At 72.7% G+C, this 25,263-nt stretch carries 23 protein-coding genes; 11 read left to right on the top strand and 12 right to left on the bottom strand.

Annotated features, from left to right (window positions below; translation table 11 throughout):
• Nucleotides 1-48 precede the first annotated feature (48 nt).
• On the top strand, nucleotides 49-1,263 hold the full coding sequence (locus tag PV341_RS26685) for an acetyl-CoA C-acetyltransferase (RefSeq protein ID WP_500326479.1): 1,215 nt from the start codon (nucleotides 49-51) through the stop codon (nucleotides 1,261-1,263).
• Between the two features lie 37 nt (nucleotides 1,264-1,300).
• Nucleotides 1,301-3,484 (top strand): 3-hydroxyacyl-CoA dehydrogenase NAD-binding domain-containing protein, encoded by a 2,184-nt coding sequence (locus PV341_RS26680; RefSeq protein ID WP_500359170.1) that lies wholly within the window; start codon nucleotides 1,301-1,303, stop codon nucleotides 3,482-3,484.
• 53 nt (nucleotides 3,485-3,537) lie between these two features.
• On the opposite strand, the gene PV341_RS26675 is transcribed toward PV341_RS26680, so the two are convergent.
• From PV341_RS26675 to PV341_RS26665, 3 genes are all read right to left on the bottom strand, one after another.
• On the bottom strand, nucleotides 3,538-4,314 hold the full coding sequence (locus tag PV341_RS26675) for a MerR family transcriptional regulator (protein WP_499515605.1): 777 nt from the start codon (nucleotides 4,312-4,314) through the stop codon (nucleotides 3,538-3,540).
• A 221-nt stretch (nucleotides 4,315-4,535) separates the two neighbouring features.
• On the bottom strand, nucleotides 4,536-6,122 hold the full coding sequence (locus PV341_RS26670; RefSeq protein WP_500359168.1) for a PP2C family protein-serine/threonine phosphatase: 1,587 nt from the start codon (nucleotides 6,120-6,122) through the stop codon (nucleotides 4,536-4,538).
• 230 nt (nucleotides 6,123-6,352) lie between these two features.
• Nucleotides 6,353-7,510: a PP2C family protein-serine/threonine phosphatase gene (locus PV341_RS26665; RefSeq protein WP_500326472.1), complete on the bottom strand. Its 1,158-nt coding sequence runs from the start codon at nucleotides 7,508-7,510 to the stop codon at nucleotides 6,353-6,355.
• Between the two features lie 136 nt (nucleotides 7,511-7,646).
• Here PV341_RS26665 and PV341_RS26660 point away from each other — a divergent pair, with 136 nt between their 5' ends.
• The 3 genes from PV341_RS26660 to PV341_RS26650 all read left to right on the top strand — a co-directional run bounded on the left by PV341_RS26660 (nucleotide 7,647) and on the right by PV341_RS26650 (nucleotide 10,135).
• Entirely contained in the window at nucleotides 7,647-8,141 is a 495-nt protein-coding gene (locus PV341_RS26660; RefSeq protein ID WP_500326470.1) for a MarR family winged helix-turn-helix transcriptional regulator, read from the top strand.
• Between the two features lie 208 nt (nucleotides 8,142-8,349).
• Nucleotides 8,350-9,567 carry a PP2C family protein-serine/threonine phosphatase gene (locus PV341_RS26655; protein ID WP_500326469.1) on the top strand — a complete coding sequence of 406 codons (1,218 nt, stop codon included), beginning with the start codon at nucleotides 8,350-8,352 and terminating at the stop codon, nucleotides 9,565-9,567.
• Between the two features lie 130 nt (nucleotides 9,568-9,697).
• Complete coding sequence (locus PV341_RS26650; protein ID WP_499517013.1) at nucleotides 9,698-10,135, top strand: response regulator; 438 nt, start codon at nucleotides 9,698-9,700, stop codon at nucleotides 10,133-10,135.
• A gap of 30 nt (nucleotides 10,136-10,165) precedes the next feature.
• Here the strand turns inward: PV341_RS26650 and PV341_RS26645 are convergent, their stop codons facing one another.
• Nucleotides 10,166-10,993 carry a DUF1206 domain-containing protein gene (locus tag PV341_RS26645; protein ID WP_500326467.1) on the bottom strand — a complete coding sequence of 276 codons (828 nt, stop codon included), beginning with the start codon at nucleotides 10,991-10,993 and terminating at the stop codon, nucleotides 10,166-10,168.
• A gap of 169 nt (nucleotides 10,994-11,162) precedes the next feature.
• Here PV341_RS26645 and PV341_RS26640 point away from each other — a divergent pair, with 169 nt between their 5' ends.
• Together PV341_RS26640 and PV341_RS26635 are read left to right on the top strand one after the other, a co-directional pair.
• Nucleotides 11,163-11,426 (top strand): GlsB/YeaQ/YmgE family stress response membrane protein, encoded by a 264-nt coding sequence (locus PV341_RS26640; RefSeq protein WP_500326465.1) that lies wholly within the window; start codon nucleotides 11,163-11,165, stop codon nucleotides 11,424-11,426.
• Between the two features lie 162 nt (nucleotides 11,427-11,588).
• A complete protein-coding gene (locus PV341_RS26635; protein WP_500326463.1) occupies nucleotides 11,589-12,092 on the top strand; it encodes a DUF6328 family protein in 504 nt (167 codons plus the stop codon).
• A 94-nt stretch (nucleotides 12,093-12,186) separates the two neighbouring features.
• On the opposite strand, the gene PV341_RS26630 is transcribed toward PV341_RS26635, so the two are convergent.
• From PV341_RS26630 to PV341_RS26620, 3 genes are all read right to left on the bottom strand, one after another.
• Nucleotides 12,187-12,837 carry a hypothetical protein gene (locus tag PV341_RS26630; protein WP_500359167.1) on the bottom strand — a complete coding sequence of 217 codons (651 nt, stop codon included), beginning with the start codon at nucleotides 12,835-12,837 and terminating at the stop codon, nucleotides 12,187-12,189.
• Nucleotides 12,834-13,478, bottom strand: coding sequence for a hypothetical protein (locus PV341_RS26625; RefSeq protein WP_500359166.1), 645 nt, complete (start codon nucleotides 13,476-13,478; stop codon nucleotides 12,834-12,836). The genes PV341_RS26630 and PV341_RS26625 overlap by 4 nt, the downstream gene beginning before the upstream one ends.
• A gap of 132 nt (nucleotides 13,479-13,610) precedes the next feature.
• The gene (locus PV341_RS26620; protein ID WP_500326459.1) at nucleotides 13,611-13,979 is read right to left on the bottom strand and encodes an ATP-binding protein; all 369 of its coding nucleotides are present in this window, start codon (nucleotides 13,977-13,979) and stop codon (nucleotides 13,611-13,613) included.
• A gap of 222 nt (nucleotides 13,980-14,201) precedes the next feature.
• On the opposite strand from PV341_RS26620, the gene PV341_RS26615 reads away from it, so the two are divergent.
• Nucleotides 14,202-15,068: a SigB/SigF/SigG family RNA polymerase sigma factor gene (locus PV341_RS26615; RefSeq protein ID WP_500326457.1), complete on the top strand. Its 867-nt coding sequence runs from the start codon at nucleotides 14,202-14,204 to the stop codon at nucleotides 15,066-15,068.
• Between the two features lie 78 nt (nucleotides 15,069-15,146).
• The gene (locus PV341_RS26610) at nucleotides 15,147-16,343 is read left to right on the top strand and encodes a low temperature requirement protein A (RefSeq protein WP_500359165.1); all 1,197 of its coding nucleotides are present in this window, start codon (nucleotides 15,147-15,149) and stop codon (nucleotides 16,341-16,343) included.
• A gap of 57 nt (nucleotides 16,344-16,400) precedes the next feature.
• Here PV341_RS26610 and PV341_RS26605 read toward each other — a convergent pair whose 3' ends face one another.
• Complete coding sequence (locus tag PV341_RS26605) at nucleotides 16,401-18,578, bottom strand: pectate lyase-like domain-containing protein (RefSeq protein ID WP_500326454.1); 2,178 nt, start codon at nucleotides 18,576-18,578, stop codon at nucleotides 16,401-16,403.
• 425 nt (nucleotides 18,579-19,003) lie between these two features.
• Between PV341_RS26605 and PV341_RS26600 the strand changes: the two genes are divergently transcribed.
• Nucleotides 19,004-19,456, top strand: coding sequence for a hypothetical protein (locus PV341_RS26600; RefSeq protein WP_500326452.1), 453 nt, complete (start codon nucleotides 19,004-19,006; stop codon nucleotides 19,454-19,456).
• On the opposite strand, the gene PV341_RS26595 is transcribed toward PV341_RS26600, so the two are convergent.
• Nucleotides 19,404-20,903, bottom strand: coding sequence for a hypothetical protein (locus PV341_RS26595; protein ID WP_500326450.1), 1,500 nt, complete (start codon nucleotides 20,901-20,903; stop codon nucleotides 19,404-19,406). The two genes, PV341_RS26600 and PV341_RS26595, sit on opposite strands and share 53 nt — an antisense overlap.
• Nucleotides 20,904-20,985: 82 nt before the next feature.
• Here PV341_RS26595 and PV341_RS26590 point away from each other — a divergent pair, with 82 nt between their 5' ends.
• Nucleotides 20,986-21,321 carry a YkvA family protein gene (locus tag PV341_RS26590; protein ID WP_018562476.1) on the top strand — a complete coding sequence of 112 codons (336 nt, stop codon included), beginning with the start codon at nucleotides 20,986-20,988 and terminating at the stop codon, nucleotides 21,319-21,321.
• Nucleotides 21,322-21,345: 24 nt separating this feature from the next.
• Here PV341_RS26590 and PV341_RS26585 read toward each other — a convergent pair whose 3' ends face one another.
• The 3 genes from PV341_RS26585 to PV341_RS26575 all read right to left on the bottom strand — a co-directional run bounded on the left by PV341_RS26585 (nucleotide 21,346) and on the right by PV341_RS26575 (nucleotide 24,960).
• Nucleotides 21,346-22,803, bottom strand: a complete 1,458-nt coding sequence (locus PV341_RS26585) for an ATP-binding protein (protein ID WP_500326448.1) — start codon at nucleotides 22,801-22,803, stop codon at nucleotides 21,346-21,348.
• On the bottom strand, nucleotides 22,800-24,458 hold the full coding sequence (locus PV341_RS26580; RefSeq protein WP_500326446.1) for an NAD(P)/FAD-dependent oxidoreductase: 1,659 nt from the start codon (nucleotides 24,456-24,458) through the stop codon (nucleotides 22,800-22,802). Before PV341_RS26580 ends, PV341_RS26585 begins: the two co-directional genes overlap by 4 nt.
• Nucleotides 24,459-24,603: 145 nt before the next feature.
• The gene (locus tag PV341_RS26575; RefSeq protein ID WP_500326445.1) at nucleotides 24,604-24,960 is read right to left on the bottom strand and encodes a DUF427 domain-containing protein; all 357 of its coding nucleotides are present in this window, start codon (nucleotides 24,958-24,960) and stop codon (nucleotides 24,604-24,606) included.
• Between the last annotated feature and the right edge of the window lie 303 nt (nucleotides 24,961-25,263).

The following is a 25,263-nucleotide window of genomic DNA, read 5'->3' as shown; positions in this document are numbered from 1 at the left end:
ATCCCCACCCGCATCCCCACCGACACCCTCATCGAAAGGCACCCGACGTTGAGCACCGACGCCTACGTCTACGAGGCCATCCGCACCCCGCGCGGGCGCGGAAAGGCCAACGGCTCCCTGCACGGCACCAAGCCCATCGACCTGGTCACCGGGCTCATCGACGAACTGCGCCGCCGCCTGCCGGGCCTCGACCCGGCCGCGATCGACGACATCGTGCTCGGCGTCGTGACCCCGATCGGCGACCAGGGCTCCGACATCGCCAAGACCGCCGCCATCGCCGCCGGGCTGCCCGAGACCGTGGCGGGCGTTCAGGAGAACCGCTTCTGCGCCTCCGGACTGGAGGCCGTCAACATGGCCGCCGCCAAGGTGCGTTCCGGCTGGGAGGACCTGGTGCTCGCGGGCGGCGTCGAGTCGATGTCCCGCGTCCCCATGGGCTCCGACGGCGGGGCCTGGGCCATGGACCCCATGACCAGCTACACCACGGGCTTCGTGCCCCAGGGCGTCGGCGCCGACCTCATCGCCACCATCGAGGGCTTCAGCCGCCACGACGTCGACTCCTACGCCGCCGAGTCGCAGGCGCGCGCCGTCGAGGCCTGGAAGGAGGGGCGTTTCGACCGCTCCGTCGTCCCCGTCGTCGACCGCAACGGCCTGGTCGTCCTCGACCGCGACGAGCACATCCGGCCCGGCACCACCGCGGAGAGCCTGGCCGGGCTGAAGCCCTCCTTCGCCACGATCGGCGAGGCCGGCGGGTTCGACGCCGTCGCGCTGCAGAAGTACCACTGGGTCGAGAAGATCGACCACGTCCACCACGCGGGCAACTCCTCCGGCATCGTGGACGGCGCCGCCCTGGTCGCCATCGGCAACCGCGAGACGGGCGAGCGCTTCGGCCTGGCCCCGCGCGCCCGCATCGTCTCCGCCGCGGTCTCCGGCTCCGACCCCACCATCATGCTCACCGGCCCCGCCCCCGCCTGCCGCAAGGCGCTCGCCAAGGCCGGGCTGACCGTCGACGACATCGACCTCGTCGAGATCAACGAGGCCTTCGCCGCCGTCGTCCTGCGCTTCATGCGCGAGATGGGCCTGAGCCACGACAAGGTCAACGTCAACGGCGGCGCCATCGCGCTCGGCCACCCGCTCGGCGCCACCGGCGCCATGATCCTGGGCACCCTGATCGACGAACTGGAGCGCCGCGACCAGCGGTACGGACTCGCCACGCTGTGCGTCGGCGGCGGCATGGGCATCGCCACCGTCGTCGAGCGTCTCTGACCTCCTGTCCCGCACCCCGCAACGGAGCCGACCGAACATGACCGCTCTTCCGACGAACACCACCATCCGCTGGGAACAGGACGGGACCGGGGTCGTCACCCTCGTCCTCGACGACCCGAACCAGTCCGCCAACACCATGAACCAGGCCTTCAGGGAGTCCCTGCGGGCCGTCGCCGACCGCCTGGAGGCGGAACGCGACTCGGTCCGCGGCGTCATCGTCACCTCCGCCAAGAAGACCTTCTTCGCCGGCGGCGACCTCAAGGACATGATCAAGGCGGGTCCCGAGGACGCCCCGCAGATCTTCGAGGCCGGCATGGGCATCAAGCGCGACCTGCGCCGCATCGAGACCCTCGGCAAGCCCGTGGTCGCCGCCGTCAACGGCGCGGCCCTCGGCGGCGGTTACGAGATCGCGCTGGCCTGCCACCACCGCGTCGCGCTCGACGCCCGCGGATCGAAGATCGGCCTGCCCGAGGCGACCCTCGGCCTGCTCCCCGGCGGCGGCGGGGTGGTCCGCACGGTGCGGCTGCTGGGCATCACCGACGCGCTGCTGAAGGTGCTGCTGCAGGGCAACCAGTACGACCCGCGGCGCGCGCTGGAGAACGGGCTGGTGCACGAGGTCGCCACGGACCACGACGACATGCTCGCCAAGGCGCACGCCTTCATCGACGCCCACCCCGCGTCCGCGCAGCCGTGGGACGCCAAGGGCTACCGCATCCCCGGCGGCACCCCCAGCACCCCCGCGTTCGCGGCCAACCTGCCCGCCTTCCCGGCCAACCTGAGGAAGCAGCTCGCCGGCGCCCCCTACCCGGCGCAGCGCAACATCCTGGCCGCGGCCGTCGAGGGCGCCCAGGTCGACATCGACACCGCCTTCACGATCGAGGCCCGTTACTTCACCGAGCTGGTGACCGGCCAGGTCGCGAAGAACATGATCCAGGCCTTCTTCTTCGACATGCAGGCCGTCAACTCCGGTGCCAGCCGCCCCAAGGACGTCCCGGCCCGGAAGGTCACCAAGGTGGCCGTGCTCGGCGCCGGCATGATGGGCGCGGGCATCGCCTACTCCTGCGCCAAGGCGGGCATCGAGGTCGTCCTGAAGGACGTCACCGCCGAGGCCGCCGAGCGCGGCAAGGCGTACTCCGCGGGACTGCTCGACAAGGCCCTGGCCAGGGGCCGCACCACCCAGGAGAAGCGGGACGAGCTGCTCGCCCGGATCCACCCCACCGCAGACCCGCAGGACCTGGCGGGCTGCGACGCCGTGATCGAGGCGGTCTTCGAGGACCCGGCCCTGAAGCACAAGGTCTTCCAGGAGATCGAGGGCGTGGTCGCCCCCGACGCCCTGCTGTGCTCCAACACCTCCACCCTGCCCATCACGCTGCTCGCCGAGGGCGTGCAGCGCCGCGGGGACTTCATCGGCCTGCACTTCTTCTCGCCGGTCGACAAGATGCCGCTGGTCGAGATCATCAAGGGCGCCCGCTCCGGCGACGAGGCCGTCGCCCGGGCCTTCGACCTGGTCCGGCAGATCCGCAAGACCCCGATCGTCGTCAACGACTCGCGCGGCTTCTTCACCTCGCGCGTCATCGGGCACTTCATCAACGAGGGCGTCGCCATGGTCGGCGAGGGCGTCGACCCCGCGACCGTGGAGCAGGCCGCCGCCCAGGCGGGCTACCCGGCCAAGGTGCTGTCCCTGATGGACGAGCTGACGCTCACGCTGCCCCGCAAGATCCGCGAGGAGTCACGGCGCGCGGTGGAGGAGGCCGGCGGCACCTGGCAGCCGCACCCGGCCGACGCCGTCATCGACCGCATGGTCGAGGAGTTCGGCCGCCCCGGGCGCAGCGGGGGCGCCGGCTTCTACGACTACGCGGACGGCAGGCGGGCGGGCCTGTGGCCCGGACTGCGCGAGCACTTCACCAAACCGGAGGCGGCGGCCGTCCCCTTCGAGGACCTCAAGGAGCGCATGCTCTTCGCCGAGGCGCTGGACACCGTCCGCTGCCTGGAGGAGGGCGTCCTCACCTCCGTCGCCGACGCCAACATCGGCTCCATCCTGGGCATCGGCTTCCCCGCCTGGACCGGTGGCGTCCTGCAGTACGTCAACGGCTACCCCGGTGGCCCGGCCGGCTTCCTCGCCCGCGCCGAGGAGTTGAGGGCCGCCTACGGCGAGCGCTTCGCGGCGCCGGAGCTGCTGGTGCGCAAGGCCGGGCGGGGCGAGACCTTCACCGACGGCTGACCCGTACGACGGTGCCGCGGCCCCCGCACCCGGGGGACCGCGGCACCGTCGTCTCAGTCCTCTCCGCGCCCCCGGTCGCCGAGCCCGGCGGCCGTGGCCCGCAGTTCCTCGGCGAGCGACCGCTGGAAGGCGGTGACCAGGGCCTGGACGACCATCGGCTGCAGGTCGTCGGTGAGCCTGCGCATCCGGGCCCGCTCCTCCGGCGCCGGGCGTCCGGCCACGTACGGCTGCCACACCTCCTGCTGGAAGAGCCGGTGCAGCTCGTGGGCGACCGCGCGGGCGTGCTTGAGCACGATCTCCCGGGTGGCGAGCAGCGTCTCCAGCGGGATCGGCACGTCCAGCAGGCGCACGCCCAGGTGCAGCAGGGCCGGGTTCACCAGCAGCACACCGGGGTCCCCGGTGGGGTGCAGGACGCCCATGGCCGCGAGCCGGTCCAGGTCATGGCCGCTCAGCGGCCGCCCCGCCCGCTGCTCCAGCCTGTCGCGGGCCAGCTCCTCCGCTGCGTCCGGCATCCATGTCGCCACCAGCGCCCGGTGCAGTGCGAGGTCCTCGGGGGTGATGTCGGCCGGCAGCTGGTCCAGGTAGCGGCCGATCGCGGCCAGCGTCAGCCCCTGTCGCTGCAGTTCCTCGATCAGCGCCAGACGGGCGAGGTGGTCCGGCCCGTACAGACCGACGCGCCGGGTGCCCAGTTCCGGCGGCGGCAGCAGGCCCTTGGCGCTGTAGAAGCGGATCGTGCGGACCGTCGTACCGGACCGTGCCGCGAGCTCGTCCACCGTCAGGCGCGGCTCCTCGGCCGCCGGCGCGGTCTGCCGGGCGGGGGACTGCGTCATGCGCCGGATCTCGCTCTCTGCCTCGCCGCGCTGGTCATGACACCAGTATGACCGGTCACGGTGCGCAGCCGGGGCCGCGCCGGCGTCCGCGGCGGGCCCGGGAGGGCCGCCGCACACGGCATGCCGCGCCCGTCGAGGGATCCGACCGTCGACGAACGCCCGGGACCACCGCGGCCATCGGCGGGTGCAGCATCCGGCCGGCGGCGCTGGTCGCGCGGGACTCAGGACCCCGCGGGGCGGCGGGAGCCGGGGTCCGCGTCGCCATCGGTGCCGCGCGGGGCGGCCATGCCGACCAGCGCGATGTCGTCGTGGGGGCGGTCGGCGAGCCATTCGGTGGTGCGCATCTCCACGTGCTCGACCAGGGCCTCCACGGGCATGCCGACACACCCGGCCATGGTCGTCTTCAGGCGCTCCGAGCCGAAGAACTCACGGCCCGTCACCCCGCCGCGGGCCTCGGTGACGCCGTCCGAGTAGAGCAGGCAGCTCTCCCCGGGCTGCAGCACCGTGGTGAAGGTCGTCGCCCGTACGTCGGGCACCGCGCCGATCAGCGTGCCGGTCGTGTCGGCCTCCTCCACCTCGCCGGAGGCCCGCAGGATGAGCGGGGCCGGGTGGCCGCCCGCGGTGAGCCGCAGCCGCACCTGGCCGTGGCCGAGCGGGGTGACACCCGCCAGCACCATGGTCGCGAACCGCGTGTGCGCGGTGTTGAGGAGCGCGTCGTTGAGCAGCGTCAGCAGCCGCACGTGGTCGGTCTCGACCAGGCGCAGGGCACTGAGGGTGTTGCGGATCTTGCCGGTGAGGACGGCGGCCTCCAGGCCCTTGCCGCACACGTCCCCCAGGACCACGGTGCTCTCGCCGTCGGAGTCCAGCGCCGGGTAGGCGTCGTAGAAGTCCCCGCCGATGCGCAGCGCCTCGCGGGCCGGCCGGTAGGAGCCCGCGACCTCGGTGCCCCTGAGGGGCTTCAGCCGCGGCGGCAGCAGGTCCTCCTGGAGCAGGGCGGCGCTGCGCGCCTGCTCGGTGTAGAGGACGCAGGCGCAGATCGCGGCGCCGGCCCGGGCGGCGAAGACCCGGGCGAAGGTCTCCTCCTCGACCGTGAACGGCCCGCCGAGGCGCCGCATCAGGATGAGCGCCCCCGCCGGGACCCCGTTGCCCGGCAGCGGGGTCACCAGCAGCGACACCGGGGTGCCGAAGTCCTCGGGGACCACCCAGTCCGGAGTCTGCGCGGGGTCGATCCAGCGGGACGGCACCGGGGGGAACCCGGCCAGCGCCTCCGCCAGCCCCGGCACCTCGGCGGGATCGGCGGACGGTGCGCACTCCTCCACGCCGGGGCGGCCCGCGACGGCCCGGGTCAGCCGCAGCCGCCGGTCGGGCGGGGTGACGACCACCGCGGCGTCGGCGAGCCGCGAGGCGGCCAGTTCGGCCGTGGCGGCCAGGCACTTGCGCGGGTCGAGCGAGGAGAGCAGCCGGGCGGACGCCTCGGCCAGGAACGCCGTCCGTTCCTGGGCCAGCCGTAGTTCGCGGTCGGCGCTGCGGGCGTCCGTCACGTCGGTGAGGTACCAGGCGTGGTGCCCGCCCGGGAGGTCGGCGCGGCGTGCCGTGACCTGCCGGCTCCCCACGCCGCCGTGGGCGGTGTACGCCCCGGAGGCGTCCGCCGTCGTCAGCCACGCGGGCGCGGTAGCGGCGAGCGGGCGGCCGGGCACCGCGTGCGGGGCCCAGGAGGTGACCACGGCGTTCACGGCACGGATCACCCCGGCGCGGTCGCACACCACGACGGCGGTCTCGGTCAGGGACTCGATCAGCGCGCGCAGCACCCGTTGCCCGATCCGAGCGGAGGTGCCTGACCCCTGCTCTCGGGCCACTGGTGAGCGCGGAGGCGGGAGAGACGTCACGATGCGGTAGGAGCATGGCCGGGGCCGTCTGGGACCGTCGGGCTCGCTCCGGTCACCCTCTCGTACCTGGACGAAGGTTGGCTGGGCAAACAGTTGCCCTTCGGCAAGAGTCTTCCCCATCGCCCGTCACCGGGCAAGCTCCTCCCAGCGGTTCACCGCCAGTCCAGGCATACGATCAGCGCGTCGTCCTCTGCCTCCGGCAGGACGCGATGACCCGGCAGTTCGGCCAGGATCGCCCCGGGGACGTCCGCGGCCGGAAGCAGCCGGGTGGCCAGGGCCGCGCGGGCCAGGGCCCGTTCGCCGTACGTCTCGCCGCCCGGGGAGGCGGTCGCGTACACGCCGTCGCTCACCACCAGGAGCCGGTCGCCGGAGCGCACCTCGAACGGCTGCGGCACGTACGGGGTGTCCTCGAACATGCCCAGGGGGAACTGCGCCTCGAAGCCGATCGTCTCCACCGCCGAGCCGCGCAGCCGGTACACGCGCGGCGATCCGGCCTCGACGACCTCGGCCGCGCCGGTCGCCAGGTCGAAGCGCATCAGCAGGACCGAAACGTACCGTTCGCCCCGGTAGCGGGCGTAGACGGCCTGGTCCGCGAGCGCCGCCTGGTCGGCGAGGGGGACGCCGGCACGCCGGGCGTTGCGCAGTGCGTTCACGGTGAGGCTGGTCAGCAGGGCGGCCTCGATGCCCTCTCCCATGCCGTTGGTGACGGTCAGCGTGAGGTCCCGCGCGGAGGCCGACCAGTCGAAGTTGTCTCCGTGGATGTCGTACGCGGGCTCCAGCTGGGCGCCGAGGGCGTACTCGGGGCGGGCGCACGCCCGTCCGGGCAGCAGCTCCCACTGCACCTCCGCGGCGAGGGTCAGCCGCTCCCGGCGGCGGGCGCGCAGGTAGCGGTCGGTGTCCCGGTCGGCGACGAGGAGGTGGTGGCCGAGGACCTCCGCGATCTCCGCGAGGTCCCGGACCTCCTCCGGCGCGGGTTCGCCGGGGAGGCCGACCCTCAGCACGCCGATCCGGTCACCGCGCACGCTCACCGGCAGGTGGAGGCGCACGCCGTCCTCGCCCGCCGGCTCGGCGAACGGTTCCTGGGCGCCGAAGCACCGGCCTTCGGGCGTTCCCGCGACGGGTACGGCGGCCTCAGCGGGTTCGGGCGCGGAGACCGGCTGGAGCACCGCCAGGCCGTAGTCGGCGAGCAGGATCTCCACGGAGCGGGCCGCGCAGTGCGTGCGGAGGACCTCCGCCAGGGCGGCGGGCAGGGCGTGCGGCGGCGCGGCGCGCAGGGCGCGTTCGGCGGCGAGCGGGGCGTGTCGGTTCACCGGGGTGCGACGGTCCTTCTTGGTCCGGGGGCGGGTCGGTTAGCGTGGTGGCGCGCCGTTCGGCGCGCCTTGTCCTGTCTTCGTCTACCCGCTCGCCCGCGGTACCCCGCGGGCGGCGCGCCGTGAGGAGGTGCCCTTGCCCGCAACCGCCGGATCGCAGCGGGACGCCGCCGTGGCCGCGGCGTCGTCCGTGGTCGAGGCACTGGAGGTGCTGTGGGGCCGCGGCCGGGAGGCGGGCGACCCACCCGTACCGCCCTCGCAACTGCGCGTGCTGTTCGCGCTGGAGGGCAACGAGGGGATCAACCTGAGGACGCTGTGCGACGTCCTGGGCGCCGCGCCGCCCGCGGTGAGCCGGCTCTGCGACCGGCTGCAGGCGGTGGGGTACCTCACCCGGGACACCAGCCCCACCTCGCGCCGGGAGGTGTGCCTGTGGCTGACGCCGCGCGGTGCCGCCTTCCTCGCCCAGCTGCGGGAACGCCGGGAGCAGGAACTGGCGACGGTCGTGGCGGCGATGCCCGAGCGTGCCCGGCGCGCGCTGCTGGAGGGGCTGACCGCGTTCCGCTCCGCCGCCGAGGCGACGGGGCTCGGTGCCGTACGGCCGCTCCCCGGCGACCGCAGCCACACCGCGTAGCCGTCCGGCCCGCGCTCCCCGCCGTGCGTCCGGCGCCGGTGACGTTGGCCGGCGGGGCGCTCTCCGTGCAATTGTTGTGTTCGACTACTGTTGCCAAACGGCAATGATCGAAGATGATCGGCACTGTCCCAAAGGGCATCCGGCCAGGGTGCCGGTCGCGTACGATCCCATCGCCCCACCTGGGGCACCGCAGGGGTGGGGAGACGATGTGGAAGGCAACACGCTGACGCCCCCCGAGGGCGTCATCCCCAGACAGGGCGACGGCCGGCGCAGCCGGCTGTCCGTCCTCCTCGTCGAGGACGACGCGGGGGACGCGCTGCTCGTCGAGGAACTGGTCGCCGACAGCGGGGTGCCCGTCGAACTGCGCTGGGTGCGCACGCTGGCCGAGGCCGGCACCGAACTCGCCGCCCGCCCCGCCGACTGCGTCCTGCTCGACCTGCACCTGCCCGACGGCCAGGGCCTCGACGCCCTCGGCCGGGCGCTGTCGCTCACCGACCGCGCCGCCGTCGTCGTGCTGACCGGTCTCGCCGAGGAACGGACCGGCCTCGCCGCGCTCTCCGCCGGGGCGCAGGACTACCTGGTCAAGGGGCGCGTCGAGGGCGAACTCCTCGGCCGCGCGCTGCGCTACGCCGTCGAACGCAAGCAGGCCGAACGCGCGGCGCTCGCCCTGCGGGCCAGCCAGATGCGGGCCCAGGAGAACGCCCGCCTGGAGCGCGGACTGCTCCCGCTGCCCATGCTGCGCACCAAGGACGTCACCGTCACGCCCCGTTACCGCCCCGGCCGGGCCGACTCCCTGCTCGGCGGGGACTTCTACGACGTCGTGGAGACCACCGAGGGCGTCGTCCACACCCTCATCGGGGACGTCTCCGGGCACGGGCCCGACGAGGCCGCGCTCGGCGTCGGACTGCGCATCGCCTGGCGCACCCTGGTCCTGACCGGGGTCGAAGGCGCCCGGCAACTCGCCCTGCTGGAACAGGTGCTGGTGGCCGAACGCGCCGCCCCCGAGATCTTCGCCACCGCCACCATCCTCACCCTCGCCCCCGACCGCCGTACCGCCCGGGTGTGGCGGGCCGGCCACCACGGACTGCTCAACCTGACCCCGGAGGGCACCGTCGAGTACACCGAGCCGCCCCGCGGGCCCGCGCTGGGCGTGGTGCCCGGCGCGGGGGAGTGGCCCGAGGGCCGCCTGGAACTGCGACCCGGCCAGTCGCTGATGCTCTTCACGGACGGGCTGTTCGAGGGCCGCACCGATCAGGGCCGGCTCGGTGAGGAGGGGCTGCTCGCACTGGCCAGACAGCACGCCACCCTGCCCGCCTCGGAGTTCGTCGACACCCTGATCGCGCGCGCCGAGGCCCTGGCCGCCGACCACGGCGGCCTGGACGACGACCTGGCCGTGGTCCACCTCACCTGGAGCCCCTCGCCGTGACCGCCGCCCGCGCGCGGCCGGCCGGGCCGGATGCGGCTCGACCCGGGCACCCGGAGGACACCCGCATCCGCTTCACCCTGCCGGCGGCCGCCGAGCGGGGACCCGCACCGCAGGAAGGATCCGCGTGAACCTGCAGGAACCGGAACCGATCATCGTGCTGCTCGTCGAGGACGACCCCGGCGACGAGCTGATGACCCGCGAGGCGTTCCAGGAGAACAAGGTCCGCAACGTCCTGCACGTCGTACGGGACGGCGAGGAGGCACTGGACTTCCTCAACCGGCGCGGCGCCCACGCCGGCGCACCGCGCCCCGGCCTGATCCTCCTCGACCTCAACCTGCCCCGCTTCGACGGCCGTCAGGTGCTCGCCGAGATCAAGGCCGACGCCGACCTGTGCACCATCCCGGTCGTCGTCCTCACCACCTCCGAGGCCGAGGAGGACATCCTGCGCAGCTACGCGCTGCACGCCAACGCGTACGTGACCAAGCCGGTGGACTTCGACCGGTTCATCGAGGTGGTCCGGCAGATCGACGACTTCTTCGTGACGGTGGTCAAGCTCCCGGGCCGCTGAACCGCGCCCGGCGCCTGCGGACCGCGCCGCTCAGACCCTCCGCCAGCGGGCCATCGCCCAGGAGAACACCCCGAACAGCCCCAGGCCCACCGCGACCACGGCCAGCAGCCACGGCCCGGCGGGGGTGTCCCGGAACGTGCGCAGCGTGTCGTCCAGCCCCTTCGCCCGGTCCGGGTCGAAGCGCACCGCCGCGACGACGACGAAGCAGCCCGCGGCGGCGAACACCACGCCCCGGCTGGCCCCTCCGGCCACCCCGAGGAAGTCGACCACCTTGCGGACCCGCGGCGACATCGCGCCCGTCCGCAGGTGCTTGCGGAACTTCCGCATCAGCGCCCGCACCGCGATCCATACCCCGGCTCCCAGCAGGACCAGGCCCGCCGCCCCCACCAGCCAGCGGCCCATGGGCCAGCCCAGGGCGTGTGCGGTGGCGTCCTTGGAGGTCTCGTCGCTCGACCCGCCCGCGGAGGAGCCGCCCACCGCGAAGGTCACCACGGAGTACGTCACGAAGGCGTAGAAGACCGCGCGGGCCGCGGACATCAGCCGCTTGCCGGCCTTGTCCCCGTCCGGTCCCGCCGCGCCGAACGCGGCCTCCGACAAGCGCCACAGCGTCATCCCGGCGAAGCCCACCGCCAGGGCCCACACCAGGAACCCGCCGAAGGGCTGCGCCGCCAGCCGGGCGACCGCGCCGCCCCGGTCGGCCTGTTCCGAGGACCCGTCGAAGGCCACCTGCAGGGCCAGCACGCCCAGCAGCGTGTAGATGACCCCGCGCGCCGCGAGGCCCGCCCGCGCCCCGGCGCGGATCGCCTTCTTCCCCTGCGTCCCGGGCCGTACCGCGCCCGTACCCACCGTCGTGCCCACACCGGCCTCCCTGCCCCAAGTGCTCCGGTCCACCGGGTGCCCCGTCGTGGGCGGAACACACCCGGCGACGCCGGGGTGCGCGGCTGCGTGGAGCGCCCGGCCGGGGGTATCCGCGTGGTGCGAACACACTTCCGGCCAGGGGCCGGACGAGGTTGGGGTTGAGGTGGAGATGGAGATCTCGAGCATCATCAGTGCCATCGTGATCGGTCTGGTCATCGGTGTGCTGGGGCGTCTGGTGGCGCCGGGGCGGCAGCCGATCGGAGTGCTGTGGACGGTCGTCGTCGGCATCGTGGCGGCCTTCATCGGCAGCGCGATCGCCCAGGGGTTCGGCGTCGCCGACACCGACGGCGTCGACTGGGTCGAGTGGCTGATACAGATCGGCCTCGCGGCCGTCGGAGTGAGCCTGCTGTCGCGGAGCAAGGCGCGGCGGTGAGCACCGCGGTCCAGCCGCCCCCGTCCGGGGGCGGCCGGACCGCGTGAGGACGGCGACCGGTCCGGTCGCCGTCCTCGTCCTGTCCCGGGCACGCCGCGCGGCGGAGGGCCCTGATGGTAAGTCACCTATGACGTGCACGACCGAGGAGTGGGAGGGTGTGCCATGTCCAGGGACGACGCGGACGGCCGGACCGGCCCGGAAGACGGGCGCGACGAGACCGAGGACGAGCGCGCCGACCGGAAGTGGAGCGAGCTCATCCAGGAGGTGCGAGTCGCCCAGACGGGCGTGCAGATCCTCTTCGGCTTCCTGCTGACGGTCGTCTTCACGCCGCACTACCAGCGGCTCGGCTCCACCGACCACACGATCTACATCGTGACGGTCGTGCTCGGTGCCTGCGCGACAGGGGCGTTGATCGGCCCGGTCTCCTTCCACCGGATCGTCTCCGGCCGCCGCATCAAGCCGCAGGCCGTGCGCTGGGCCTCGCGGCTCACCTTCGTCGGGCTCGTGCTGCTGCTGGCGACGATGACCTCGGCGCTGCTCCTGGTGCTGCGGGCCGCCACGCACGACGCCTATGTGCCGTGGCTCGTCGCCGGCGTCCTGGTCTGGTACCTGGTCTGCTGGTACGGACTGCCGTTCTGGGCCCGGTACCGGCACACGGGCGACTGAGCCCCGACGTGGGACACGCGAACGCCGTGGCCAGGAAACCCGGGGGTTTCCTGGCCACGGCGTTCGCGTCGTGCGGTCCTGCGTCGTGCGGTCCTCAGACGTGCAGGACGCGGTCGACGAGGTCGCGGTAGCCCCGCAGGGCCACGCGCAGCCGCTCGGTGTCGCCGTCGTCGTGCTCGCCGGCCCGCCAGCCCGAGCGCAGTTCGTCGCGCCGGCTGCGCAGTTCCTCGACCAGTCGTTCGGTGGCCTCGCCGAGGACCTCGTCGGCCTCCTCCACGGCGTGGCGCGGCTCGTCGACGAAGCCGCCGACCGCGTGGTGCAGGCGCTGCTGCAGCTTGTCCACCGCGCCGTCCACCCGCGGCGGCGCGCCGGGGGCGGGCACCCGCCCTTCCTGCGCCGGACGCCGGGCCGCCGCGGGCCGCTCCGTGTCGCCGGGCTTCTCCGCTGGCGCGGGCTTCCCGACCGTCGCGTGCCTGTCGGCCGCCGAGGGCTTGCCGGCTTCCTCTGGCCGCGACCATCCGGCGGGCCGCTGCGCGGCAGGCGCCTCGCCCTTCTTCCCCGTGGTCTGCGGTGCCTGGGGGGCCCGCTGTTCGCGGGTGCCACCGGCCGTGGGGGACGGCCGCTCGTCGGGGGTCCGCTCGGCGGAGGCTCCGGCCGGGCCGTTGCGTACCTCGCGGCCGGTGCCGTCGGTCTCGTCGGTTCCGTCGGTTCCGTCGGTGTCGCGGTGCTCGTGCGTGGGATTCATCGGCTGCTCCAGGTCGGCATGTGGAAGCGGTGGGAGCCGCGTCGGCCGGAGCCCGTGTCACCTGCGCCGTCCTCGCGCGAGGTGCTGCGGGGCTCCTTGTCCACCGCGATGAGGTCGTCGAACAGCGCCCGGGCGTGGAGCAACCGAGCGCGCAGTTCCTCGGTGTCCGCCGCGGTGCGGTCACCGTCGTTCCGGGGTTGCGAGACCCCGCGCAGGTCGCGGTAGGCCTGGAGGTGCCGCGGGCGGTGGACCGACAGGGCGTCGATCTGCTCGCCCGAGGTGTGCTCCGGGAAGCCGCGGTCGTGCGCCAGCCGGTCCAGCAGGCCCGACGCCTCCTGCACCGCCTGCGCGGGGGAGTCGACGAACCGCTCCTGCAGGGCGGCCCACTCGGCGCGGTACTCCTCGGCCTGACGTGCGTTCAGCGGCTCCGGGGTCAGGCCGCCGTGCCGGTCGACACGCTCCTGCAACTCCCGGTGCGCCGCGTCCGTGTCGCCGTCGTGCCGCGCGACCGTGCGTTCGTACTCCGGTCCGAAGCGGCGCCTGAGCTGTCCCGTGCCGCTGCCGCGCCGCGACATCACGGCCGCGGCGAGGACGATCAGGACAACGAGGACGACCGCCCCGATGATGATGCCCGTGGTCATGGTGTGCCTCCTGGGGGCCGTCGTCGGGCCCCGGCATTCGAACTGACCTTGATGCGGGTCCTTGGTGTGCTCACGGTGCGTGTTTCCGCAATCCGTTCGTCCACACGTACGACGTCGGGAGGTGACGATGCGTCAGCGCGGCAGGTGCACGTGGATGACCTTGCCGCCCGCGCGCAGGAGCGTCACCCGGAAGTCCCGGGCCAGCCGGCGCACCAGGCGCAGGCCGTAGCCGCCCGGCAGGAAGCGGTCGGAGGGCTGGGGCGCGGCCGGCAGCCGGTCGTTGTGGTCCTGGACGGACACGCGGATCGCGTCCGGCACCGCCACCACGTCGAGGGCCGCCAGCCCGCCGCCGTACCGGAAGGCGTTGGTGACCAGTTCGGAGACGACCAGCAGGCAGTCCTCGACCCGCTCCGGATCCACGCCTCTGAGCCGGGCGCGGGCGAAGTCACGCGCCTCGCCTATGGTGGTGGGCAGCGGCCGGTCCGCAGTGGCGGGCCGCACGATCCCCCCGCCTTCCGCGTCTAGGTCAATGCTGTACACGCACGATCACCCCGTAGGCATCATCGGTCCCTCTGTGGTCTGCCCCTGCTGGCCGGTCCTACGCTGCCTTCGGCGCGATTCACGTTCTTCCGGGATCGGGGGGAATGCTTCGCGGAGGAGGGGGTACCCGAGGGGCAACGTACGGGAACATGACGTAGAGGTGCAGAGGTGCGAGGAGGAGCCGTGATCGCCCACGTGAGCGGGACGAGCACCGGGGTCGAGAGCCCCGAGGTCGACGTACTGCCGCAGATCACCGACCCGAGCAGCGTGGCCCCCACGAGCGCGCGCCGGCTGTCCAAGCTCTTCCTCGAGCGCCTGACGGTGCTCGAGGAGGGCACCCACGAACACCAGTACGCCCGCAACACCCTGATCGAGATGAACATGTCGCTCGTGCGGTTCGCGGCCAGGCGCTTCCGCGACCGCAGCGACGAGATGGAGGACATCGTCCAGGTCGGCACGATCGGGCTGATCAAGGCCATCGACCGGTTCGACATCTCGCGCGAGGTCGAGTTCACGACCTTCGCGGTGCCGTACATCGTCGGTGAGATCAAGCGGTTCTTCCGCGACACCACTTGGGCCGTGCACGTGCCGCGCCGCCTCCAGGAGCGCCGGGTGGAGCTGGCCCGCGCCCGGGACGAGCTGTCCTCCCGGCTGGGCCGCGCCCCCAAGGTGAGCGAGCTCGCGGCGCTCATGGACATCTCCGAGGCCGAGGTCGTCGAGGCCCAGGTGGCCTCCAACGGTTACACCGCCTCCTCCCTCGACGCCGCCATGAACGGCGACGACGGCGACGACGGCGAGACCGTGCTCGCCGACTTCATCGGCGCGGTCGACCCCGCCATGGAACTCGTCGAGGACCTCGGCTCCCTCGCACCGCTCGTCGTGGAGCTCGGCGAACGCGACCGGCAGCTGCTCCATCTGCGCTACGTGGAGGAACTGACGCAGGCCCAGATCGGCGAGATCATGGGCTGCACGCAGATGCACGTCTCCCGGCTGCTCTCGCGCACCCTGGCCCGGCTGCGGGCCGGACTGCTCCAGGACGGCTGCGCCTGACCTCACCCCGTCCCCCGCCACGTGCCCGCGCCCGGTCCCTTCGGGCGCGGGCACGCGCGCACCGCCTACGATGCGCGGATGACCGATCACGATCACGTGGCGCCGGACCGCCGCTTCCGCCCGCTGGTCCGGATGACGGCCCGCGACCCGCACGAACCGCACCGGGTCGCCACCCCGCTGGAACTGCTCTTCGACCTCTGTTTCGTGGTGGCGGTCGCCCAGGCCGGCGCCCGGCTGGTGCACGCGGTCGCCGAGGGCCATGCCGGGCGCGGTGTCCTCGGCTACTGCCTGGTCTTCTTCGCGATCTGGCTGGCCTGGATGAACTTCACCTGGTTCGCCTCGGCCTTCGACACCGACGACGTGCCCTACCGCATCGCCACCTTCGTCCAGATCACCGGTGTCCTGGTCCTGGCGGCAGGAGTTCCCCGGGCCTTCGACGCCAACGACTTCTCGATCGCCGTGGCCGGCTACATCATCATGCGCGTCGCACTCGCCTTCCAGTGGCTGCGCGCGGCACGCAACGCGGCCGGACCGGCACGGACCACGGCGCTGAGCTACGCCGCCGGTCTGGTCGTCGTCCAGGTGGGATGGGTCCTCCTGCTGCTCCAGCCCGTCGGCGGGCTGTGGAACTGGGGCTTCCTGATCCTGGCCGTCGCGGAACTGGTGGTGCCCGCCTGGGCCGAGCGGGCGCAGCGCACCACCTGGCATCCGCACCACATCTCCGAGCGCTACGGCCTGTTCACCATCATCGTGCTCGGTGAGTCGGTGGCCGCGGCGACGGTGGCCGTGCAGTCCGCCGTCGACGAGTCCACCGCGCTCGGCGAGCTGCTGCCCGTCGCCGTCGGGGGGCTGCTCATCGTCTTCTGCGCCTACTGGATCTACTTCGCCATCCCCATCCACCAGCACCTCACCAGCAGCGCGCGGGCGTTCCTGTGGGGTTACGGGCACTACCTCGTCTTCGGCTCGGCCGCCGCCATCGGGGCGGGGCTTGAGGTGGTGGTCGAGCAGGCCGTGCACAAGGCGCACATCTCGCAGACGGCCGCCGCGGCCGCCGTCACGCTGCCGACCGCGCTGTTCCTGCTGACGGTCTGGCTGATCCACTCCCGCAGCGCCAAGCGCGGGTTCGCCGAGCACGCGGTGCTGCCCGCCTGTGCCCTGGTGGTGCTCGCGAGCACCTTCTGCGGGAGCGCGGCGGTGCCGGTGGCGGGGCTCGCCATGGCCGCGGCGGTCGCCGTGGGCGAGATGCTGCACTCCCGGCGCTGGCCTGCCGCCTGAGGGCGGCGGACGGGGTGCCCCGCCGGAGGACGGGGCACCCCTGCTCCGGCCCTGTCGTCAGGGGAAGGAGACCACCGTGGACGGCGTGGTCGAGGTGCCGGAGGTCGCGGCACCGGTGCCGTTGATGACGTGGTCGTACTGGCCCATGCCGCCCAGGGAGACCACCAGGACGTCGTGCATCTTGATCCCGGACTTCACCGGGACCTCGAAGCCGTGGTCCATGCGGATCGTCGGATCGGTGGTGAAGTTGCAGTAGCTGCCCAGGCCCCAGGCCTCGTGGGTGTTCACCGAGTCGTCCACCTTGTAGGCGGCCCAGCCCTTCGTCGCGCCGTTCTGGATGGCGGCCTGGCTGGGGGCGTCGTAGGCGATCTCGTTCTGGAAGAAGACCGTCCTGCCCCGCTCGCCGCTCCACTGGACGTCGTACTTCTTGAAGTGCTCGACGAACAGGCCGGTGGCCAGGACGTCGTCGCCGTTCACGCGCAGGCCGTAGTCGGCCGGGTTGGTGTCCCAGCCCACTCCGGCGCCGTGATCGGCGCGCCAGATCCAGGTGTGGTCGATGACGGTGTCGTCGCTGTTGACCTCCATGCTGGTGGTCGCCTTGCCAGGTCCGGCGCCGCCGATGCGGATGAAGACGTCCTGCACGGTCGTCGGGTTGGCGGCGTGGTCGGCGGCCGCGCCCTGCGGGCCGACCTGGAGCAGCACCTGGGAGTTGACCGCACCGGCGTCGATCAGGAAGCCGGCCAGCTTCACGCCGTCGACGTCGGCGACCTTCATGGCGGTGACGCCGTTGTCGGGGATGACCGTCGCGAGGCCGAGGCCCAGCACGACCGTGTCGGCGCGGGTGACGTTGATGGTCTGGTCGACGTGGTAGATGCCCGGGGTGAACAGCAGGTTGAGGCCCTGGGCGAGCGCGGCGTTGATGGTGGCGGCCGTCGCGCCCGGCTTGACCACGTAGAACTGGCTCAGCGGGATCGAGGAGCCCTGCGGCGCGCCGTTGCCCCAGCTGGTGCCGCGGGCGTTGGTGCGCTTGGCCGGCACGAAGACCTTGTAGTCGTTGCCGTCGAGGTAGAGGAAGGGCTTCTCGCGGGAGACGGGGGTGGTGTCGAGCGTGGTGTACGGCGGGTTGGGGAAGCTCTGCGCGGGAGCGCCCTGGACGCCGGAGAAGACCATGTTCCACACGCCGTTGGTCCAGCCGCCGACCGAGCTGTCGCGGGTGTACCACTGCTGCTGCGAGTACGGGCCCACAGTGCCGTCGATCTTGCTGTCGGCGATGTAACCGCCGCTGGCCCAGCCGTAGCCGTTGGGTGCGAGGTTGAGGCCGCCCTTGACGTGCATGCGGCGGAAGGGCGCGGCCTGGGCGACGGCCCAGCGGTCGGTGCCGGAGACCGGGTTGAGGGCGAGGTTCTCCGCGGAGCGCCAGAAGTTCTGGGTGGCGTTGCCGTTGAACCAGCCGGCGTCCACGGTCACGTCGCCGTTGAAGGTGGTGTCGTCGGGGGAGAGGCCGAGCCCGGCGATCGAGGTGTAGAAGCCGATGTTGGCGTTGATGTTGTTGTAGGTGCCGGGCTTGAACAGCAGCGCGTAGCGTCCGGTGCCGAACTGCGCGGACTCCTGCTGCTGGAAGACCTGGTCCAGCTTGGCCTGGATGCCCGGGGTCGAGGGGTCGAAGACCAGGACGTTCGGGCCGAGGTCGCCGCCGCCGGGGATCACCGGGCCGGTGCCGCCGTCGGTGGTGTGCACGGCGAGCTCCCACAGCGAGTAGCCGTATGCGGTGGCGCGGGTGGTGCCGTACACGCGCAGGTAGCGGCCCGTGCCGCTGACGGCGCGGGTCTCGGTGCCGCCGGCGCCGGTGGTCGTGGAGGCGACCGTGGTCCAGTCGGTGCCGTTGGCGGAGAGCTGGATCTGGTAGGCCTTGGCGTAGGCGGCCTCCCACGTGAGGACGACCTCGCAGACGCTCTGGGAGCCGCCGAGGTCCACCTGGATCCACTGGGGGTCGCTGAAGGCGCTGGACCAGCGGGTTCCGGCGTTGCCGTCGACGGCGTTGGCGGCGGTGAAGGAGCCGTTCTCGGCGGAGGATGCGGTGGCGGTCCTGCCCTGTGCGGCATTGGCGGTGCCGCAGGCGGCGGCGTGGGCCGTGGTGAGCGGTCCGGCCGGGACGGTGATCAGGGCGAGCAGCACCGCCAGGAGGGCGATCAGCCCCAGGGGTCTGCGGCGGGCGGCATTGACTTCGGGTCTCATAGGAACTCCTGTGTCAGCCTCACGACTTAATTTAGGGCGTGAGTTAAGACGTGACAGAAGTCGGGGTCAAGACTCCTCGCAGAAAGTGTTTCTGACGGGTTAACAGCTCGGCTGCCGCTGCAGGCCCTTGCGCAGCCGTGACCTGCAGGGAGTTCCATCCGTTCGGAACTTGAACGCGAGCAGCCTCATCCTGGCCACCTGAAGCTCCCCGCACCAATCTTGACGTGAAGTCTTGACGCCATCCGTGCCCCTCGGTTGACTGCCGCCGCGGCAGCCGGAACCGGCTCGGGTACCGGTTCCGGCCGCTGCCACCACCATGCCCCCGTTCCTCGCGCGCCCCCGCTCTCCACCACCCGGGTTCGCGTCCGGCAGAAGGGCCGATTCCACGGGTCCCACAAATGATCTTCACGGGTTAGACTCCGCGGGTGTCCGAACTCCGCACACTGGTCCTCGGGTTCCGGCAGGCGATCCTCGACTGCCCCGACCCGGGCCTGGTCTCCCTGGAGCGTTTCCCGCACGGCTCGTGCGGGGACGCCTCCATCCTCCTCGGCCAGTACCTGTACGAGAACGGCCAGGGCGTGTGGACCTACGTCAGCGCCTGGGAGAACCGCGCCACCCACGCGTGGATCGAGAAGAACGGCCTGCGCATCGACATCACCGCCGACCAGTTCGACGGGGTCGGCACCCCCGTGATCATCGCCTCGGGAGGCGGCTGGCACGACCGCTTCACGGTCGACCCCACCGCCTCCCACGGCGCTCTCATCGATGTGCGCCAGGACTTCGCCCGACGCGAACTGCGCACCGCCTACGAGCGGTTGACGGCGGTCATCCGGCGGCATCGGCCGGGAGCGGAAGGGGCGCCACCAGCCTGCGCATGACCGCGGGCTCCAGCGCCGGGTTCGCCGCCGCCCGGTGCGCGAGCTCCTCGTCGTCGAGCAACTCCGCGAGCCTGGCCGGAGAGAGGTTCGGATGGCCCGCCCCAGCCGCCCGCACACCGGGATCGGGGTCGTGGGTCAGCCGGTCCACGGTCTCCGCAGCGGTGGCCGGGTCCCGGGCGGCCAGGGCGCGGACGGCCGGGTCTTCGTGCCGGGCGTACCGCGCGAGCCCGGCGGTCGGGAACCGCGGCCGGGTGAGGAGGAGTTCGCGCTCGTACCCGGTGTACTCCAGGAAGGCGCTCAGCAGCAGCTCGGTGGGCGCCTCCGGATGGTTCTGCGCGAGCAGTACCCGCACACCGAGGTCGTCGTCCGCGGCCAGCCGCGCCACCAGGTCGGACGGCAGGCTGTGATCGCCGGCGGCGCGCCGCCGCAGCAACGGGTGCCCGGACAGGGCGTCCCGCCGCACCGCGGCGGGATCCCGGGGCCACAGGCGTTGCAGTACCGGTCCGAAGGTGCCGCCCACCGGCACCTCGTAGTCGATCGCCACGCGTTCCGCCTCGCTCAGTGCGGGATGCACGGAGAGCGCGAGCCGTACCCGCGGATCGGCGTCCACGGCGAGGGCCCGGCGCTCCTCCGCCCCGAGGTCGCAGCGGTATGCGATCCGTTCCCGCACCTCGGGGTCGGCATCGGCGGCCAGCAGGACCACCACGTCGGCGGGAAGGGTGGGGTTGCCCGCGATCATCCGCCGGTCCCCCTCGCCCACGGGGGCGTTGAGCACACCCTCCACGACGCCTCGGCTCAGGGCGCAGTGCATCAGCGCATGAGTCCGCCCATGGCACGACCGGTCGGGCAGCTCCCGCTCCACCCACGCCGGGTCCTCGTGCCGCAGGTGCTGCCGCACCATGTCCCGTACCTCCTCGTCCGGGTCCGCCAGGAGGACGTCGCGGATCTCGTCCGGCACGCCGCGCCATGCGACGCCCATGCGTCGCACCTTCGGCTCCGGGTGGGCGTGCATCGACTCCATCAGTCCGGCGGAGGCCTGGCGGTAGAGGGTGCCCAGCAACTCCCCCTCGTACGTCAGGATCATGTGGACGACGGCCTGGTCCGGGAGCGGCCGGGGGCGCACGCTCCACGGCATCCGGGGGGTCTCGGCCAGGTGCGCCCGCACGAACCATTCGGTGTCGTCCAGCAGCCGTGCCCGCTGGGCCGGCTCGGCGTGCGGACTGCGGGCGAGGAAGCTGCGGGTGTACCTGTCGGGGTGGCGGACGACGGCGTCGACCACGGCGTCCGGCAGCGCCCGGTCGCGGCACAGGACCATCCGTGCCGCCGGCGGACCGTCGGCGAGCAGCCGCAGCAGGACGTCCTCGGGGGCCGCGGGATTCAGCGCCAGGCCGGCGAGCCGGCGTGCGGGCAGCCCGGCGGTCTCCCAGATCTCCTCGGGTGTGATCATGTAATCTGTGCTTCCTTTCCGCGGGGGCTGGGCACCGTTTCCGCGCACACCGGCCGGGTACACGGGATCGCAGGAGGCAGACATGGACCTGGGTGACTGGTCGACCACGGCCCTCGTGATCGCCGCGGTGGCGGTCGTGGTGATGCTCGTGGTGGCGGTCGTGCTCGTGGTGAAGATGGCGCGCATCCGTACCCTGCTGCGCAGCGCGGACGTACCGCGCTCGGGCAAACTGGCCTTCTGGGCGGGGCTCGTCTACCTGGTCTGCCCGGTGGACCTGCTGCCCGATCCGATCCTCATCGACGACATCGGTGTGCTGCTGCTGGCGCTGCGTTCGCTCAAGAGCGCGGCCGACGGGCAGCTGCCCGTCGGCCGCGACCGCGCACGGACCCTTCCCAAGTCCAAGAGCCCGGTGGCCTGAACCACCCCTCCGCCCGGGGAGGGCTCAGCCCGTCCGCTCCGCGTCCCCCGGCTGCCTCTCGGGCTGGGCGACCGGCAGGCACACGGTGAAGCGCGTGTCGCCGGGGCTCGACTCGACCCGGATGTCGCCGTGGTGCTTGTTGACCACGATGCGGTACGAGATATCCAGGCCCAGCCCGGTGCCCTCGCCCACCGGCTTGGTGGTGAAGAACGGCTCGAAGATCCGCGGCCGGATCTCCGGGGAGATGCCGGGACCGGTGTCGCCCACCTCCACCACCAGGCGGTCCGGACCGTCCCACGAGCTGCGCAGCGTCAGGGTGCCCGAACCGTCCATGGCGTCGAGGGCGTTGACGATGAGGTTGGTCCACACCTGGTTGAGCTCGGCGCCGTACGCCTGGATCTGCGGCAGGCTGCGGTCGTACTCCTTCACGACGCGCACCCCGCCGGGGATCTTCGCGTGGAGCATCGTGAGCGTCGCGTCGAGCAGCGCGTGGACGTCCACCGTCTGCTGCGGGGCCCGGTCCAGCTGCGAGTACTGCTTCGCGGCCCCGACCAGTCCGGAGATCCGGGTGACGGCGTCGTCGATCTCGCCCATGAGCAGTTCGGTGTCGAGGGTGTACGTGAGCCAGCGGATCGCCGCCTCCAGCCGGTCCTCGCCGACCGCGTCGACCACGGAGTCCAGCCACTCCGCGTCCACACCGCCCGCGACCAGCGTCGAGGACAGCTCCCAGGAGCCGTTGACGCCGTGGTCCTCGAGCCAGTCCGTCAGTTCGTCCTCGGCGTCGGCCGCCTCCAGCGCCGACCGCTCGGGCGCCGACGCCATGCGCTTGATCGCGGCGTCCTGCAGCTCGACCAGCTGGTGCAGTTGCCGGGTGTCGAGCCGGCCGTCCGCGATCATCGCGAGCTTGTGCCGCATGCCGGCCACCCGGTCGCGCAGCGCCGAGGTGGCGCGCACCGCGGCGGCGGCCGGATTGTTCAGCTCATGGGTGAGCCCGGCGGACAGCGAGCCCAGCGCCAGCAGCCGCTCGCGCTCCCCGACGATGGTGTTCTGCTTGCGGTAGCCGAAGAACGCCCCCTCCAGCAGGTGCACCGCCATCGGGAACCACGCGCGCATCGCCCCGGCGAACTCCTCGGCCGGGATCACGAAGAACTCGCAGTCGGTGACCGCCTTCAGCGAGTTGGGGTACGTCTGCTCCACCCGGTCCCCGAGGTACGCCTGCGTCGCGCCGGCGTACACGCCCCGCAGGTCGGTGCGGTTGACCTCCACCACGTCGCCGTGGACCAGGCGGCCCAGCGACACCGTGCCGCTGAGCAGCACGTAGAAGCAGGTCGCCGGATCGCCCTCGGCGTAGACGGGGTTGTTCGCCGGGACCCGCTCCACCCGGCCCTGTTCGCCCAGCCAGTCCAGTTCCTTCTCGCCGAGCGACTCGAACAGGAACAGGGTCCGCAGCTGCTCCGGCCCGAGCCGGTCCGTCGTGGTCACTGCGCCTCCAGATACCGGTGCACCAGGGATACGGCCATCGCGCCCTCGCCGACCGCGGAGGCCACCCGCTTGACCGACTCCGCCCGCACGTCACCGGCGGCGAAGACACCGGGCACGCTGGCCTCCAGGTGGTACGGGTCACGGGGGAGCGGCCAGCCCGCGGGCCGCTTGCCGCCGCCGATCAGGTCGGGGCCGGTGACCACGAAGCCGCGCCGGTCCCGCTCCACGACACCCTCCAGCCAGTCCGTGCGGGGTTCGGCGCCGATGAAGACGAACAGGAACGAGGCGTCGACGGTGGTCACCGTGCCGGTCTTCGCGTCGCGGAGCATCAGTTGCTCCAGGTGGTCGCCGCCCTTGCCGCCGACGACCTCGGTGCAGGGGCTGACCTTGATGTTGTCGATGGCCGCGATCTGGTCGATCAGGTACTGCGACATCGAACGCTGCAGGTCCGCGCCGCGGATCAGCAGGTGGACCCGGCACGCGTTGCGGGAGAAGTAGACGGCCGCCTGCCCGGCCGAGTTGGCCCCGCCGACGATGTAGACCTCCTGGCCCGCGCAGTTCATGGCCTCGGTCATCGCCGAGCCGTAGAAGACCCCGGCACCGGTGAACTCCGCCAGCCCAGGCGCTTCGAGCCGCCGGTAGGACACCCCGGTCGCCAGCACCACCGTGTGCGCCGCGATGGACGAGCCGTCACCGAAGGACAGCACCCTTCCGGTGCCCACCGCCTCCAGCGCGACCACCTCCCGGGTGCTGAGGATCTCCGCCCCGAACTTCGTCGCCTGCCGGCGGGCCCGGTCGGTCAGCTGGGCGCCGGAGACGCCGTCCGGGAAGCCGAGGTAGTTCTCGATGCGGCTGCTCTGCCCCGCCTGGCCGCCGGTCGCCCGGCGCTCCACCAGTACCGTGCGCAGACCCTCGGACGCGCCGTACACCGCCGCACCCAGCCCCGCGGGGCCGCCGCCGACCACCACCAGGTCGTAGAAGTCGGAGGCCGGGACGGTGCTCAGCCCCACGTGGGCGGCGAGCTCGGCCTCCGTGGGCCGCACCAGCGTCGTCCCGTCCGCGGTGACCACCAGCGGTACGTCGGCCGGCGTCAGCCCGGCCGCGGTCAGCAACTGCTCGGCCTGGGGCTCCTCCGCGGGCAGCCAGCGGTAGGGCACCAGGTTGCGGGTGAGGAAGTCACGCACCTTGAACGAGGGCGCCGACCAGCGGTGGCCGACCACGCGGGTCTCGGACGCCGTCGGGTCCGGCGTGGTGATCCACGCGTCGAGCAGGGTGTCGATCACCGGGTAGAGGTTCTCCTCCGGCGGGCTCCACGGCTTCAGCAGGTAGTGGTCGAGGTCGACGATGTTGATGGCGTCGATGGCCGCGCTGGTGTCGGCGTACGCCGTGAGCAGCACACGGCGGGCGAGCGGGAAGAGGTCCATCGCCGCCTCGAGGAACTCCACCCCGTTCATCTTCGGCATGCGGTAGTCGGCGAGCATCACCGCGAGTTGTTCACCTCGCAGTTTGATCTCCCGCAGCGCGCTCAGGGCCTCGTCGCCGGAGGTGGCGCGCACCACCCGGTAGCGGTCCCCGTACCTGCGGCGGATGTCCCGGGCCACGGCGCGGGACACTGCCGGATCGTCGTCGACGGTCAGGATCGTCGGATTCGCCATGTGACCATCATTGCTCCCCGGCGGCCGTCGTGCGCAGTAAACCGAACAGTCGTGCTTGAACCTGCGCCAGGGGACCCGCCTCAGGCCGCGTGCGCGCTCCGGGACGTCGTGACGGACGGTGCGCCCCCGCGCACCGTCCGCCAGGTCAGGCGTCCTCGACGGCGACGGCGGCCACGGTGTCGTAGAAGGAGACGTGGCCCGTGATCTCGGGCACCGACGCGAGCGGCTCCTCGTAGACCCAGGCGACGTCGTTGTGGTCGGCGTACGACCAGTAGGAGGCGACGCCCTTGTAGGGGCAGGTGGTGTTGGTGTCGCTGGGGCGGAAGAGCGCGAGGTCCACGTCCTGCGGCGGGATGTAGTAGCGCACCGGCAGACCGGTCTCGTGGACCAGTACCGGCCGCCGGGTCTCGGCCACGACCTTGCCGTCGATCGTGACGGTCACGTGCTGGGTGCCGGGTACCGCGTCCACGCGGTGACCGCGGCGGCTGTCCGTGGGGGGCATGGTCTTCCCTTCCTCGGGTCCGTCCGGATCCGTTGCAACGGCGGCGGTGCCGCCCCACATTCCCCGGGCGCCCCGGGGTCCCCCGCATGCACGCATCTGCGTGACTCCGGCGGCGGTCCCCCGTTGGCCCTTCAAGATCACAGTGAAGGAGGTCCGCCCGATGAGCACCCGCCGTCACCAGAAGGGCCGCAAGCACCGCACGGTCAATCGCACGCCGAGGCCCGTCGCCCCCGTCCGTACCGCGCCGGCGGCCGCACCAGCCGCCCCGGCCGCCTCGCCGGTCCCGCCCGCCCCTTCCGACAC

The organism is Streptomyces sp. PA03-1a, assembly GCF_033792805.1.
Classification (GTDB): Bacteria; Actinomycetota; Actinomycetes; order Streptomycetales; family Streptomycetaceae; genus Actinacidiphila.
Note: the sequence above shows the minus strand (reverse complement) of the source record. Positions and strands in the feature narration are given on the sequence as shown.

Coding starts and splice junctions, on each gene's coding strand:
- PV341_RS26675 (WP_499515605.1), bottom strand. CDS start 4,314: ATGACGCAGTCCCCCGCCCGGCAGACCGCGCCGGCGGCCGAGGAGCCG.
- PV341_RS26635 (WP_500326463.1), top strand. CDS start 11,589: ATGTCCAGGGACGACGCGGACGGCCGGACCGGCCCGGAAGACGGGCGC.
- PV341_RS26610 (WP_500359165.1), top strand. CDS start 15,147: ATGACCGATCACGATCACGTGGCGCCGGACCGCCGCTTCCGCCCGCTG.
- PV341_RS26575 (WP_500326445.1), bottom strand. CDS start 24,960: ATGCCCCCCACGGACAGCCGCCGCGGTCACCGCGTGGACGCGGTACCC.
- PV341_RS26630 (WP_500359167.1), bottom strand. CDS start 12,837: ATGAATCCCACGCACGAGCACCGCGACACCGACGGAACCGACGGAACC.
- PV341_RS26590 (WP_018562476.1), top strand. CDS start 20,986: ATGGACCTGGGTGACTGGTCGACCACGGCCCTCGTGATCGCCGCGGTG.
- PV341_RS26680 (WP_500359170.1), top strand. CDS start 1,301: ATGACCGCTCTTCCGACGAACACCACCATCCGCTGGGAACAGGACGGG.
- PV341_RS26595 (WP_500326450.1), bottom strand. CDS start 20,903: ATGATCACACCCGAGGAGATCTGGGAGACCGCCGGGCTGCCCGCACGC.
- PV341_RS26625 (WP_500359166.1), bottom strand. CDS start 13,478: ATGACCACGGGCATCATCATCGGGGCGGTCGTCCTCGTTGTCCTGATC.
- PV341_RS26580 (WP_500326446.1), bottom strand. CDS start 24,458: ATGGCGAATCCGACGATCCTGACCGTCGACGACGATCCGGCAGTGTCC.
- PV341_RS26640 (WP_500326465.1), top strand. CDS start 11,163: ATGGAGATCTCGAGCATCATCAGTGCCATCGTGATCGGTCTGGTCATC.
- PV341_RS26605 (WP_500326454.1), bottom strand. CDS start 18,578: ATGAGACCCGAAGTCAATGCCGCCCGCCGCAGACCCCTGGGGCTGATC.